Source organism: Streptomyces sp. NPDC111516, from assembly GCF_055635345.1.
The window spans coordinates 63,822-76,532 of the sequence record NZ_JBVKBV010000025.1 but is presented as its reverse complement, the minus strand read 5'-3'; the positions used below and the strand labels follow the sequence as shown (position 1 = coordinate 76,532).

Annotated in this window: 11 protein-coding genes and 4 pseudogenes; 7 read left to right on the top strand and 8 right to left on the bottom strand. The window is 68.5% G+C overall.

Annotation, left to right across the window (positions count from 1 at the left end; all coding sequences use genetic code 11):
* Positions 1 to 64 precede the first annotated feature (64 nt).
* The gene (locus ACZ7L9_RS32200) at positions 65 to 487 is read left to right on the top strand and encodes a YjbQ family protein (protein ID WP_471420797.1); all 423 of its coding nucleotides are present in this window, start codon (positions 65 to 67) and stop codon (positions 485 to 487) included.
* Between the two features lie 157 nt (positions 488 to 644).
* A complete protein-coding gene (locus tag ACZ7L9_RS32195) occupies positions 645 to 1,142 on the top strand; it encodes a thioredoxin family protein (RefSeq protein ID WP_471420795.1) in 498 nt (165 codons plus the stop codon).
* Here ACZ7L9_RS32195 and ACZ7L9_RS32190 read toward each other — a convergent pair.
* The 3 genes and pseudogenes from ACZ7L9_RS32190 to ACZ7L9_RS32180 all read right to left on the bottom strand — a co-directional run.
* Positions 1,063 to 1,431: a sensor histidine kinase gene (locus tag ACZ7L9_RS32190; protein WP_471420793.1), complete on the bottom strand. Its 369-nt coding sequence runs from the start codon at positions 1,429 to 1,431 to the stop codon at positions 1,063 to 1,065. The two genes, ACZ7L9_RS32195 and ACZ7L9_RS32190, sit on opposite strands and share 80 nt — an antisense overlap.
* Complete coding sequence (locus tag ACZ7L9_RS32185; RefSeq protein ID WP_471420791.1) at positions 1,323 to 1,850, bottom strand: hypothetical protein; 528 nt, start codon at positions 1,848 to 1,850, stop codon at positions 1,323 to 1,325. Before ACZ7L9_RS32185 ends, ACZ7L9_RS32190 begins: the two co-directional genes overlap by 109 nt.
* A pseudogene (locus tag ACZ7L9_RS32180) lies at positions 1,847 to 2,182 on the bottom strand (winged helix-turn-helix domain-containing protein); the annotation flags it as partial. The gene ACZ7L9_RS32185 and the pseudogene ACZ7L9_RS32180, both read right to left, overlap by 4 nt.
* Between ACZ7L9_RS32180 and ACZ7L9_RS32175 the strand changes: the two are divergent.
* From ACZ7L9_RS32175 to ACZ7L9_RS32155, 5 genes and pseudogenes are all read left to right on the top strand, one after another.
* Positions 2,182 to 2,829 (top strand): hypothetical protein, encoded by a 648-nt coding sequence (locus tag ACZ7L9_RS32175; RefSeq protein ID WP_471420790.1) that lies wholly within the window; start codon positions 2,182 to 2,184, stop codon positions 2,827 to 2,829. The pseudogene ACZ7L9_RS32180 and the gene ACZ7L9_RS32175 overlap by 1 nt on opposite strands.
* Positions 2,830 to 3,047: 218 nt before the next feature.
* Complete coding sequence (locus ACZ7L9_RS32170; protein ID WP_471420862.1) at positions 3,048 to 3,800, top strand: peptidoglycan-binding protein; 753 nt, start codon at positions 3,048 to 3,050, stop codon at positions 3,798 to 3,800.
* Positions 3,797 to 4,489: an ABC transporter ATP-binding protein gene (locus tag ACZ7L9_RS32165; protein WP_471420788.1), complete on the top strand. Its 693-nt coding sequence runs from the start codon at positions 3,797 to 3,799 to the stop codon at positions 4,487 to 4,489. Before ACZ7L9_RS32170 ends, ACZ7L9_RS32165 begins: the two co-directional genes overlap by 4 nt.
* Positions 4,489 to 4,773 (top strand): annotated as a pseudogene (locus ACZ7L9_RS32160) (ABC transporter permease); the annotation flags it as partial. The gene ACZ7L9_RS32165 and the pseudogene ACZ7L9_RS32160, both read left to right, overlap by 1 nt.
* A pseudogene (locus ACZ7L9_RS32155) lies at positions 4,768 to 5,340 on the top strand (transposase); the annotation flags it as partial. The pseudogenes ACZ7L9_RS32160 and ACZ7L9_RS32155, both read left to right, overlap by 6 nt.
* A 75-nt stretch (positions 5,341 to 5,415) precedes the next feature.
* Here ACZ7L9_RS32155 and ACZ7L9_RS32150 read toward each other — a convergent pair.
* The 5 genes and pseudogenes from ACZ7L9_RS32150 to ACZ7L9_RS32130 all read right to left on the bottom strand — a co-directional run bounded on the left by ACZ7L9_RS32150 (position 5,416) and on the right by ACZ7L9_RS32130 (position 12,537).
* Positions 5,416 to 8,592, bottom strand: coding sequence for an alkaline phosphatase family protein (locus ACZ7L9_RS32150; protein WP_471420785.1), 3,177 nt, complete (start codon positions 8,590 to 8,592; stop codon positions 5,416 to 5,418).
* 4 nt (positions 8,593 to 8,596) lie between these two features.
* Positions 8,597 to 9,955, bottom strand: coding sequence for an ABC transporter permease (locus ACZ7L9_RS32145; protein ID WP_471420784.1), 1,359 nt, complete (start codon positions 9,953 to 9,955; stop codon positions 8,597 to 8,599).
* Positions 9,952 to 10,893, bottom strand: a complete 942-nt coding sequence (locus ACZ7L9_RS32140) for an ABC transporter ATP-binding protein (protein WP_471420782.1) — start codon at positions 10,891 to 10,893, stop codon at positions 9,952 to 9,954. Before ACZ7L9_RS32140 ends, ACZ7L9_RS32145 begins: the two co-directional genes overlap by 4 nt.
* A 296-nt stretch (positions 10,894 to 11,189) precedes the next feature.
* Positions 11,190 to 12,028: pseudogene (locus ACZ7L9_RS32135) on the bottom strand (IS5 family transposase); the annotation flags it as partial.
* A 101-nt stretch (positions 12,029 to 12,129) separates the two neighbouring features.
* The gene (locus ACZ7L9_RS32130; protein ID WP_471420864.1) at positions 12,130 to 12,537 is read right to left on the bottom strand and encodes a hypothetical protein; all 408 of its coding nucleotides are present in this window, start codon (positions 12,535 to 12,537) and stop codon (positions 12,130 to 12,132) included.
* Positions 12,538 to 12,711: the final 174 nt, after the last annotated feature.

Below are 12,711 nucleotides of genomic sequence, written 5' to 3'. Positions count from 1 at the left end.
AACGGTCAATGGTGTCTCGGCAGGTGGACGCGCGATCTCTCGGCACGCACGAGAGGATGGGTCCATGCCCCGTGCCTTCACCACCAGCATCCTGCGCATCACCACCGGAGCGACGGAGACCGTCACCGACCTGACGCACGACTGCGAACAATTCCTCGCCCGGACGGCCCCCACCGGCGACGGCCTGCTCAACATCTTCGTACCGCACGCGACCGCCGGCATCGCCGTCCTCGAAACCGGCGCGGGCAGCGACGACGACCTCCTGGCCGCCCTCCACACCCTGCTCCCCGCCGACGACCGCTGGCAGCACCGCCACGGCAGCCCCGGCCACGGCCGCGACCACGTACTCCCCGCCCTCGTCCCACCGCACGCCACGCTGCCGGTGATCGGCGGCCGGCTGGAACTGGGGACGTGGCAGTCGGTATGCCTGGTCGATACAAACAGGGATAATCCCAACCGTCAGGTGCGGTTGTCGTTCCTCGGGTAGAACCGAGGCAGCCACGACTGTAGGGCCGATGTTCGGCCGTACCAAATGACTGGGTGCGGGGCGACGCAGGGGCCCTCGGCGGGCAAGTGGTGGCACCGCCCGGAGACGGGATGTTCACGAACGGCAGCAGCGCCGGTACGCCGGGCCCTATCCTGCCGTGCGTCCCGCTGGGTTCCCGTGGTGCGTGGTTGTGCTCTCCCGGGCTGCGCCCGCGAGTATCAAGAGAGCCCGCATCCGGTGCGGGGCGCGAGGAGCTTCAGGGCGAGATCGTGGACGTCAAGCGACAGGGTGCTGGCGAGGCGTACCTCGCTTTCTCACAGCAGCGTCACTGGTTCAGTTCTGGGCCACCTGGTGCCACCCGTGCCGGATGGTCACCCCCATCGTGGAGCAGTTGGCCGCCGAACAGTCCGGCAACCTGGACGTCGTCCAGGTCGACTTGGACGAGGAGCCAGGGATGGCTGCCCAGCACGGCATCGCCTCCGTTCTCGCCGTCGCCGTCTCCACAGGCGGCCGGCCCGCAGGTTCGTGGATCGGCGCGGCGCCCGAGCACGCCCGAGAAGCTGTGGAACTGCGGCTCACAGCTCGACGTCTGACCTGGTTCCTGACTGCTGTCCTGGCTGCCTCGGTGCTCGGCCGGGGTGATGAGGCAGGGTGACGGTGACGGTCAGGCGGCCGGTCTTGTTGCGGTGGGCGGTGACGTCGCCGTGGTGGGCGCGGACGATGGACAGGCCGAGGCCGCTGCCCTTGGCGGTGGCGAGGCGTTCGGTGTCCAGGCGGCGGAAGGGCTCGAAGAGCCTGGGGATCTCATACGCGGGTACGTCGGGGCCGGTGTTGCTCACCTCGATTTCGACGGTGTGGTCGGCGCGGGTGCGGCTGACGATGCGGGCCCAGCTGCCGTCGGCGTCGGTGTTGTGTCGGACGGCGTTGTCCAGCAGGTTCTGCACGATGCGTTCCAGGAGCATCGGATCGCCGAGCAGGGGGCCAGGACACGGCCGGCGATGAGCCAGCCGAGGCCGCCGGCGGCGGCGCCGACGACGGCCAAGGCGATGCCGCCCTGGGTGATCAGTGAGGTGACGGCTGCGTCGTTGAGTCGCTGCTGTTCCATGTCTACCCAGGACGAGTCGGTGGGCCCGGGGCTAACGTCCGGGGGTGGGGTCTCGATGCCCTCGCTGTGGATGCTGAGGCCGGAGCTGCCGTTGGTCAGCTGCTGGTTGAACAGTACGTAGGCGGCGCCGAGGAACACCATGCCGGCGGCCAGGAACAGGCCGCCGTAGACCAGGCTGAGCCGGGCGCGCAGGGTGAGGCGGCGCGGCCGCAGGCGCCCCAGGGCGCCGCGCAGACCGCGGGGCATGGCGGAAGTCATGGGATCCGATACCCCACTCCGGTGACGGTGACGGTGACGGTGACGGTGACGGTGACGGTGTCGATGACGGGCGGGTGACCGAGCTTGCGGCGCAGCTTGAGGATGGTGACGCGGACGACGCCGGTGAAGGGGTCGATGTTTTCGTCCCAGGCCTTCTCCAGCAGGTGCTCGGCGGAGACGGTGGCGCCGTCGGCGGCCAGCAGTTCGGCCAGCACCGCGAATTCCTTGTTCGTCAGCGCGACGGCCCGGTCGTCGCGGGTTACCTCCCGGCTGGTGGGGTCGAGGGTGATGCCGGAGCGGCGCAGCACCGGCGCGGCGGTGGAGCGGGTGCGTGATGTTCACCCTGGCGTTGACCGCCTGCGGATCGGACGGCGGCGGCGACGGGGTGGCATCGGTCAGCGGCGGCAAGAAGGACAACAACCCGAGTGACGCGCCGAGTCTGAGCCGGGATGAGATCAACGAGATGAACCTCAAGTTCGCCCGGTGCTTGCGCCAGCACGGGCTGGACGTCGAGGACCCCAAACCCGGCGAGGGCCTGGCGCTGTCCGTCGACGGCGACAACAAGGCGAAGGCGGACAAGGCCATGGAGGCCTGCCGCAGGTACGCGCCGCCGGCGCCGTCCGATGAGGACAACGCCAAGGAGCGCAAGGAGATGCTGGAGTTCGCCCGCTGCATGCGCAAGAACGGGGTGGAGAGCTTCAAGGACCCCAAGCCTGGCGAGGGCATTGACATCGGCCCCCAGCAGGGCGAGGACCCGGACTACAAGAAGGCCGAGAAAAGTGCGGCGGCGTCGGGGACACGAACAGTAAGAGGGTTGGCCAGTGACTGGGCAGCACTTCCTGGATGCCCAGGAAGACCAAGCGCCGCCCGCAGGGCGGCGCAAGCGGCGCGCCGCGAAGATCACCGCCACCGTGTTCGTACTGGCCACCGTAGGCGCGGTCACCGTCGCCACGCTCGGCCTGGGTGGCGACGACGGTGACGGCGGCGCTACCGCGAGCGAGCTGCCGCCGAGCACGGCCAAGGTGCTGCGGCAGACGCTGAAGGACACTCAGAGCGAGGACGGCGAACTCGGCTACGGCCCGACCAAGACTCTGTCCGGCCGGCTGCCCGGCACCATCACCAAGATCCCCGCTGCCGGGGCGAGGATCTCCCGCGGCCAGGTGCTGTACGCGGTTCGACAACCAGCCGGTGGTGCTGATGTACGGCGCGCTGCCCGCCTACCGCATGCTGATGAAGGGCGCCGAGGGACCGGACGTGAAGCAGCTGGAGGCCAACCTCGCCGCGCTCGGTCACACCGGCTTCAACGTCGACGAGGAGTACAGCGACTTGACCGCGAAGGCGGTCAAGCAGTGGCAGGAGGACCTGGGGCTGAAGAAGACCGGCACGGTCGAACTTGGCCGACTCGCCTTCGCCCCCGGCTCCGTACGCATCGACAGCACCAACGCCGACAAGGGCGATCAGGCCGCCCCCGGGCAGAAGGTGCTGGCCTACACCGGCACCGCCAAGGCCGTCACCGTCGAGCTCGACAGCGGCGACCAGCAGTTGGCCAAGAAGGGCCGCAAGGTCGGCATCCGGCTGCCCGACGGCACCAGGGTGGATGGCACCGTCAGCTCAGTCACCAGCTTCCTCAAGCCCGCCGAGCAGGGCAAGAACGCCCAGACGAAACTCAAGGTCGTCGTCTCCCCGGCCGACGCCAAGGCTCGCAAGGCGGCCGCCGGATACGACCAGGCCGGCGTGCACGTCGACTTCACCGCCGGCGAACGCAAGAACGTCCTGACCGTGCCGGTGGCCTCGCTCCTCGCCCTGGCCGAGGGCGGCTATGGCATCGAGGTCGTAGGCGGCTCCCGTACGAAGTACGTGCCGGTCGACACGGGCCTGTTCGCCGGCGGCCGCGTAGAGATATCCGGCGCCGGCATCACCGAGGGCACCGAAGTGGGGATGCCCAAGTGATCACCCTCACGGACGTCACCAAGTCCTATCCCGGCGGCGTCACCGCCCTCGCTGGAGTTTCGCTGACCATCCGCCAAGGGGAACTCGTCGCCATCGTCGGCCCCTCCGGCTCCGGAAAGTCCACCATGCTCAACATCCTCGGCACCCTGGACCGCCCCACCGCCGGCCAGGTGCACATCGACGGCCACGACGTCGGCGCCCTGTCCGACGCCAAGCTGTCCGCGCTGCGCGCCACCCGCATCGGCTTCGTCTTCCAGCACTTCCACCTCGCCGCCGGCACCCCGGCGGTGGACAACCTCGCCGACGGCCTGCTTTACACCGGCCTGAGGGCACCAGAGCGCCGTCGCCGTGCCACCGCCGTGCTGCACCGCGTCGGCCTCGGTCACCGCCTGGACCACGAGCCGCACGAACTGTCCGGCGGCGAACGCCAGCGCGTCGCCATCGCCCGCGCCGTCGCCGGCGCGCCCGCACTGCTGCTCGCCGACGAGCCGACCGGCGCCCTGGACTCCGTTTCCGGCGCCGGGGTGCTGCAGTTGCTGCGCGAGTTGCACACTGCCGGCACCACCGTCGTCATCATCACCCACGAGCGGGACCTCGCCGGGCAGCTGCCCCGCCAGGTCAGCATGCGCGACGGCCGCATCGTCGCCGACACCTCCCGTGATGCCACCGCGATGACGGGAGCGCGCTGATGGCCACCGACACCCTGCACCCGGCCCGCATGTGGCCCGCCGACGTGATCAAGGTCGGCGCCGTCGGCCTGCGCACCCGACCGCTGCGCGCCTTCCTCTCCGCGCTCGGTATCGCCATCGGCATCGCCGCCATGGTCGCTGTCGTCGGCATCTCCACCTCCTCCCGCGCCGACCTCGACCGCACCCTCGCTGCGCTCGGCACCAACCTGCTCACCGTCACCCCCGGCGACACGATGGCCGGGGGCAAGGCGAAACTGCCCCTCACGTCCGAGCGGATGGTCGCGCTCGACTCCTACGACCGGATCGTCGGTCTCGTCCTGGACCAGATCGCCGTAGACGGCTCCATCACCAAGGCTCCCGGAGGCGGCGAGGTGGCCGGGCGTTCCCCGGTCGACCGCGGCAAACAGGGACTGAAACGCTCGGGCATGACGGACGGATACGGCATTCCACTGGGTCGTGTCCTGGCCGGCGCCAACCGCCACGACTCCCCGCTGCTCGCCCCGACCCTGGACCGTCTGAACGACCTGGGTCCGTTGCCCGACGACGTCACCGTGCACCTGGACGCCGGCTACGACTCGGACAAGACCCGCACTCTGCTCAACGAACGCGGCCTCCACGGCCGCATCGCGCACAAAGGCGAGAAAGCGCCCATCCAGGCCAGTCAGCGCTGGCACGTCGAACGCACCCACGCCTGGCAGAACGCCTTCCACCGGCTCACCCGCTGCTACGAGCGGCGCGCCACCGTCGTCGACGCATTCTTCGACCTCACCGACACGATCATCACCATGCGCAGCCTGACGCTCGGCTGGGAATCCCCAGCCGAGCGCCTGCCTGAACTGCTCGCGGCCTGATCAACACGACCACGTGTTGCAACGCCCCCTGGAAGCGCCATGCCGGTCAGGGGCTCTTGACGCGATCCGCCTGCGTCAGCCGTCGGACTCCGGCGCCGGGATGTAGGCGCCCGGCACGTCCTGCGGCGCGAAGATCTTCTTCTCGCCGGGGTACGGCGTCTTCCAGTTGTGCGTCTCGTACCACGTGAAGTGGTTCATCTGCGCGGGGTTCACGGAGTCGACCTTGGCCTTGGGCCCGGTCAGCCGCTGCTTCGACTTCCAGTTCTCCCACTTCGCCGCGAGCTCCTGCTTGTCCGCCGGCACCGTCGCCGCCGGCACGACCTCTGCCTTGGGGTTCTGCGCCGCCGGGGTGTCCAGGCCGCAGGACGGCGGGGTCTTCAGGCCATCGGTCAGCGGGACCCGGTTGGGCAGCGCGGTGAACGGCGTGAAGTCCGGGTTCTGGGTGAACGCCCCACGCATCGGGCTGGCCGCGCTGTCCTTCTGGTTCATCGGCTGGATCCCGAGGATCTGCTCGATGGTCCGGATCATCGTGATCTGCGTGTAGTAGTGGCTGTCGACCTTGCCGTGCTGCGCCCAGGGGCTGATGATCTGGATCGGGCCACGGTGGCCGTCGACGTGGTCGATGCCGGCCTGGGTGTCGTCCTCGACAACGAAGATCGCCGAGTCCTTCCAGTACTTGCTGTGCGAGATCGTGTCGACCATCTTGCCGACCGCGAGGTCGTTGTCCGCGACCTGAGCGGCTCCGCTCGGCGCGCCACCGGTGTGGTTGTTGGGGAGCGAGAACATGTTCAGGTTCGCCGGCCCGTTCTTCTCGAAGTCACGCTTCCAGATCTCGTACCGGTAGATTTCCGGGATATTGAGGTCGCCCCCCGGGAAGCTGTGCACTGTGACCTTGTCGAGCGACGGGATCGCCACGTTCGAGTGCATGGGGTAGGCGGTGTCCTGCTCGGGGTTCGCCTCCATGTTCTTGGTGTCGCAGTACAAGTTCTGCCAGCTCGCGCCGGACGGCTTGTTGTTGGACTGCAGCGTGTATTCACCGAAGTTCTTGACGGTCTTGCCCGCCGCCTGTGCACCGGTAAAGATGAAGCCGGACTTCTGGTGGCCGAGAGCGTCGTTGAAGGTGTCGTAGCTGCGAACGTACTCACCGGCCATGGACTCGGTGTACTCCGGGTCGTCGGCCTGCATCATCCAGTTGTGACCCTCGGCGGAGTTCGTGCCGATGTCGTACGTGTTGTCGTACAGCCCGAACTGCTCGGCCAACGCGTGCTGGTTCGGCGTCACGTTCTCGCCGAACTGCGCCAGCTTCGGGTCGCCGTTGCCCTGGGGCATGTCACCGAAGACCTGGTCGTAGGTCCGGTTCTCCTTGATGAGCAGGAAGACGTGCTTGATCGTCGAGGGGTCGCCGAGCTTCACCGGGACCGGCACCGGCTTCGCGTCGCCCGTGCCCTGTTTGACCGAGCTGCCGTTCCAGCCGTTCTGGCTGAAGACCTTGTCGGTCTCGGACTTGATGACGCTGTCGTCCGGCAGCGTGAACCGCTGCAGGCTCGAGGTGGTGTCGTGGGAGTTGTGTCCGGCGGGGTTGTTGGGGCGGCGGGCGTCGATACCGCGGGTGTTGGAGACCACCACGTCGTTGCCCACGGTGGCGATCTCCGCGGGGAAGTAGTCCGTCGGGAGCAGGCCGACATAGCTGACCGGCTCCTGCGGGGACGTGTACCGGTAGACAGCGACCGCGTTGGCGCCGCCGAGCGTCACCAGCAGGTGACCGTCGTCGGTGAGCGTCACCGCGTTGGGGTGGTAGCCCACCGACGCCTCAGGCCACGGCTGCGTCGCGATGGTCTGCACGACCTTGTCCTTGGCGGCGTCGATGACCGACACGTCGTTGGTGGCGGTGTTGGTGACGAACACCGCCCCCTTCTTGGCGTACATGGCGGTCGGGTGCAGACCGACGTCGATGCTCGAGGGAGCGGCGGTCGGGTTCGCCAGGTCGATCACGCTGACCGTGCCGGTAGTGGTGCCCGCGTTCGGATCGGCCGGCACCGCGGTGCCGTAGGAATCCTGCGTGGGCTCAGCCGGGGCGGTCGAGTCGCTGATGTCCCAGCCGCTGAGCTGCAGGAGGGGGTCGCCATAGTTCGCGGTGACGTTCAGCCGGTAGTAGCTGTACGCGGTGGTATTGGTGAAGGTGTAGCTCTTGGTGAGGTACCGCGAGTTGAAGCGCTGCCCTGTGTGCTTGTCCAGATCGGTCCAGGTGCTGCCGTCGTTCGACCCCTGCAGGGTGAAGTCCTTGGGGTCGCGTCCCGGATAGTCGTTTGCCGAGGTGAGCGAGTACTGCACCACCGCCTTGGGCTTGGCCAGCTGATAGGTCACCCAGCCGGTCGGGTTCCTCGCCAGCCACTTGGTCGACGGATCGTGGTCCTTGAGGTTCACAGCGACTTCGTTCGGCGGGTTCTCACCGCTCGCGGTGACCGTGCTGACCTGGTCGAGCAGGCTGCCGGGCATGGGCTTGGCCGGGCGGCCGCCCTCGTTGCTGACGTAGAGCTTGCTGTCGACCTGGACCATGCCGCGCGGGGCGTTGCCCACGGCCCAGCTCTGCTCGATGGCCCCGGTCGCCGCGTTGATGGCGACCACGCGGTTCTGGCCGTTGACCGCGGAGTACACGGTGGAGCCATCGGCCGAGAACACCGCCGCACTCGCCAGTGCTTGCTTGGACCCGTCCGCCGGGATCTTGACGGACGTCGGGTTGGCGAGGGTGCCGTCCGGGTTCACGGTGAACCTGGTGTAGCCTCCGACCTGGCCCAGCCACAGCTGCTTGCCATCGGGCGAGTACGTGGGGCCTTCCTGGCCCACGTCGTTGCCGCTGATGCGCAGATCCGCCGACGCGTTGTTGCCGACGCGCTGCTGCACCTTCCAGGTCTTCAGGTCCACGATGGCAAGCGCCATTCCACCGTCGGCGAGCGAGGCCGCGACGTGAGTGCCGTCCGGGCTGACCGAGGACGACATGATCTTGCCGTTGTTGATGACCAGGCGCTCGCCGATTGGGGCGATGTACTGGTTGTCGGAGACGACCTGGCCCTTGGCGGTGACCTGGCCGACCTGGTCGGTGCCGAACTGGTGTGTCTGGGCAACAGCGGTGCCCGTGACGGCGAGGGCGACAGTGATGCCCGCCGTTACCAGCAAGGTCTGGCGGCCGACGCGTCTACCGAAAAGGCTGATCTGCTTCTTCTCGTCAATCCGACGCTGCCGTGTGACCTGCATGGAACTATCCCTTCGGGGTGGTGTTGAGCAGTTCGACATTGCCGTCGAACTGCCAGAGCGGGTTCGGTGCGTCCCCGGTCGGGGTCCGCACCAGGAAGTAGCCGTTCACTTCCTTCGGTCCGTCGCCATCGGCCACGAACCGCCCATCTGCGGTGACGTCGAGCTGGTAGATGGCCGTCCCTGTGGCCTCGACGCCGGGGAGATGCCAGGAGACGACGCAACGCCAGTCGTTGCCCGCCCCCTGTGCGGCGACCTTGCCGCCGCCCTTGTTGCACGCCGCCGTGACCCGCAGCTGCGCCTCGGTGACGTCCGGGCGGTGGAGCTGCTGGGTCTGCATGCGGTAGAGGTGCGCGAATGCTGTGGCGACCGACCGCTGCACCTTGTCCTGCTCGATCCCGGAGCCCGTCGACGGTGTCGCCACGGCGACGACCCCGACCGTGAGGGCGGTCAGTGCGGCCAGCGGCAGGAGTCCGGTGGTGATCGCGCGGCGCCCGGAGCCGTCGTAGGCCGGGTTGGTGAAGTCGCGCCGCAGGAAGAGCCGGTACGCCAGGGCCGTCGCGACCACCGCCCAGACCAGGCTGACCACGATGCCGATCAGGAGCGGGCCGAGCTGCGCCGGGCTGGTGAACAGGCCGTTCCAGGCGATGAAGGCGTAGCCGGGCAGCGCGAGGCGTACGGCCACGGGCAGCGGCAGCATCTGGGCGAGCTGCATCGCGAGCGCGACGAGCGCGGGCAGCAGCAGTCCCATCGGGGACCGCCCCAACGCGACCGACCCGAGTAGTCCGATCGCGGCGAGGGCCAGGGTCGGGGCGAGTACGCAGACCCAGGCGAGCAGGACCTTGACGGCGGCGTCTGACGGCGTCAGCAGGTGGCCGTCGAGGCCGACCAGCGGCTGGTTGCCGACCGCCACGGCCCCGCCGACCGCGCTGGAACAGGCCAGCCCGGCCACAAGCAGCCCGATGACGGTGAGGCCGGCCAGTGCCTTCGCCGCGAAGATCCGCCTGGGCGACCGGACCGCCACGAGCAGGTGACGCCAGGTGCCGAGCCGGTCCTCGCAGGCGAACACATCACCGGCAACCACCGAGACCAACAGCGGCAGCGCCCAGATGCCCGCGAAACCGAGCACCACCAGCGGCCCGGCCCACCCCGTGGCGAGCATCCAACGCCCAAAGAGAGTGTCGGAGGGGAGCGTGCTCTGCAGACTCACCCCGGCGACAAAGAGCCCTGGCGCGATCCAGCAGGCAAGGACCAGCAGACGGATCCGCCATTGCGAGACCAACTTGACCAACTCGAAGCGGTAGACGCGCGGAACCGGCACGCGGTGGGCACTGGCAACGTTGTTGTCGGCGATGGTCGCGTTCATCGGCCGGCCTCCTGCTGCTCGGTGAGGGCGAGGAACGCGGCTTCGAGCGGCGACACCACGGGGGCGAGCTCACGCAACGCGATGCCCGTGTCCACGAGCCGCACCACCAGTTCGTCCAGGGCGGGCACCAGCGCGCGTACGACGAGCACTTCGGCGTCGTGGCGTGCGCCGGCGTCGTCGACCACCTGGACCCCGGCCGTGTCGGCAGCCAGTTGGCGGGCGGCCTGCGGTTCGGAGGTGCGCAGCCGGTAGTCGAGTTCACGGTCCTCGGCGGCCAGCTTGCTCAGCGGGCCGGAGAAGACGACCCGTCCGGTGGCAAGGATGGCGACGTCGGAGCACAGTGCTTCGAGGTCGTCCATGCGGTGGCTGGAGAGCACGACGCTGGTTCCGTCCGCCGCGAGCCGGGTGAGGACACCGTGTACGTGTCTTTTGCCGACCGGGTCGAGGCCGTTGGAAGGTTCGTCGAGCACGAGCAGCCGAGGCTTGGTGAGCAATGCGGCGGCGAGCCCGAGCCGTTGACGCATCCCGAGGGAGAAGCCGCGGGCCCGGTCGTCGGCGACGTCGGTGAGCCCGACCTGCTCGAGCACGTCGTCGATCCCCGTGGTCCGCGCGTCGAGGCCGCGCAGAGCCGCCAGCGCGGCGAGGTTCTGCCTGGCGGTGAGCGAGGGGTAGAGACCGGGCCCGTCCACGAAGCCGGCGACCCCGCCGGGAGCGGCGAGCCCCCGCCCGACCGGCGTACCCAGGATCTCGAGGGAGCCGCCGTCGGCGACGGCCAGGCCCAGCAGGAGACCGAGCAGTGTCGTCTTGCCGGCGCCGTTCGGTCCGACCAGGCCGTGGATCTGTCCCTGCGTCACATCCAGATCGATGCCGTCGAGTGCGACGACATCGCCGAAACATTTGGTGATCCCGCGAGCCCGGATCGCGAGTAGTGCGTCCATGAGTCCCTACTTTCGAAAGCCTCAAGGACCGTAGGGACGGCATATGACACAGGCCTGAACGGCGACTTGAACATTCATGGAACGGAGGACAGCGATCGCGCTCACGACAATACGGGCAAGTCCGTGCAGACGGCGCCCTCTTGCGGTCCGTCGCACGGGACGACCGAGCGGCTCATGGGCGGCGCGGGCCGGGTCGCCGTAGTACCTGAGCACGTACGGGGCCGCGCTGACCTGTCCCGCCGTCGCCCGGTCGCCGTACCGTCGTCATGAGAGGTGGCGCGGATAAGGGGCGGTCGTGGTCGGCGGTTCGGGCGTTCGTCCCAGCGGTGAGTCATCCATGCCCGCCGGATCAGGCTGCGCATGGTGATGATCGTGTCGGTGAGGTCGAAGAATGCGTCGATGACGGTGGCGCGCCGCTCGTAGCGGCGGGTGAGTCGGTGGAAGGCGTTCTGCCAGGCGTGGGTGCGTTCGACGTGCCAGCGCTGACTGGCCTGGATGGGCGCTTTCTCGCCTTTGTGCGCGATGCGGCCGTGGAGGCCGCGTTCGTTGAGCAAGTGCGGGTCTTGTCCGAGTCGTAGCCGGCGTCCAGGTGCACGGTGACGTCGTCGGGCAACGGACCCAGGTCGTTCAGACGGTCCAGGGTCGGGGCGAGCAGCGGGGAGTCGTGGCGGTTGGCGCCGGCCAGGACACGACCCAGTGGAATGCCGTATCCGTCCGTCATGCCCGAGCGTTTCAGTCCCTGTTTGCCGCGGTCGACCGGGGAACGCCCGGCCACCTCGCCGCCTCCGGGAGCCTTGGTGATGGAGCCGTCTACGGCGATCTGGTCCAGGACGAGACCGACGATCCGGTCGTAGGAGTCGAGCGCGATCTGCTTGACCCGAGCGAAGACGCCCTGTCGTATCCATTCGTCGCGGCGGCTGCGGATCGTGGTGGCCGAGCAGGTTGTGTCGGCGATCGCCTCGTAAGAACAGCCGAAGCGCAGCAGTTGCAGCATCTTGTCGAAGATGATCCGATCGCTGATACGTCGGCGGTGGCAGCCCAGTGGATGGTCCGGGTGGTACTCCGGCCGCTCGGGCAGGAGGACCGCGAATTGGTCCCAGAGCGGTTCGGTCAGCCAAGATGGAAGCGCGGGCACAGGTCTCCCCAGTGATCACAGAGCGTCGCAACTCCATGATCACCGGGACCTGTGCCCGTTCTGTTGCCGACCTCCCCAACCGGGCCTATCCGCGCGACCTCTTAACGGAGGTTGATACCAACATCTCGAATCACAACCGTCAGGTGCGGTTGTCGTTCCTCGGGGGTAGATCCGAGGTTGCCGCGACTGTAGGGCGATGTTCCGCCGTACCACATGGACAGCGCCTCCAGGCCGGGATGGGCAGCGGCCTCGATGCTCGCTATACCGCGGATGTTGACGTGCGCCACGACTGGCGGCTGCTCGCCGTGCCAACCCCGCGGTGTGCCGTGCAATCGGTCGGGCACCAGGTCCGCGGCGATCGCGTCGTCCAGCCGTCCGGCGAGCCGCCCCAGCTCGGCGGCGAAGACCATTCCCACGGAGACGGCCGCGCCGTGCCGCCACTGGTAGCAGTTTGCGACCACGGCATCCCGCTGGAGACCATCGCCCTGCTGGTCGGCCACAGCGGTCATCAGGCGGCCACAGAACCACTCAAACAATCACGGACCACCCTCCCAGGACACGATGTGCACCACGCCTATTCGGGGGCGATCCTCTCGGCGATGAGGCACACTCAGGCGGCCGATGAGTTCTGGCGTGCCCGCCGGTCTGTATCGGTGCAATGACCGACCATCCAGTCCGGCGAC

What these genes read in the sequence shown, in the direction of transcription:
- ACZ7L9_RS32200 (WP_471420797.1), top strand. Translation starts at nt 65, where the DNA reads ATGCCCCGTGCCTTCACCACCAGCATCCTGCGCATCACCACCGGAGCG.
- ACZ7L9_RS32185 (WP_471420791.1), bottom strand. Translation starts at nt 1,850, where the DNA reads ATGACTTCCGCCATGCCCCGCGGTCTGCGCGGCGCCCTGGGGCGCCTG.
- ACZ7L9_RS32170 (WP_471420862.1), top strand. Translation starts at nt 3,048, where the DNA reads ATGTACGGCGCGCTGCCCGCCTACCGCATGCTGATGAAGGGCGCCGAG.
- ACZ7L9_RS32150 (WP_471420785.1), bottom strand. Translation starts at nt 8,592, where the DNA reads ATGCAGGTCACACGGCAGCGTCGGATTGACGAGAAGAAGCAGATCAGC.
- ACZ7L9_RS32145 (WP_471420784.1), bottom strand. Translation starts at nt 9,955, where the DNA reads ATGAACGCGACCATCGCCGACAACAACGTTGCCAGTGCCCACCGCGTG.
- ACZ7L9_RS32140 (WP_471420782.1), bottom strand. Translation starts at nt 10,893, where the DNA reads ATGGACGCACTACTCGCGATCCGGGCTCGCGGGATCACCAAATGTTTC.
- ACZ7L9_RS32130 (WP_471420864.1), bottom strand. Translation starts at nt 12,537, where the DNA reads ATGACCGCTGTGGCCGACCAGCAGGGCGATGGTCTCCAGCGGGATGCC.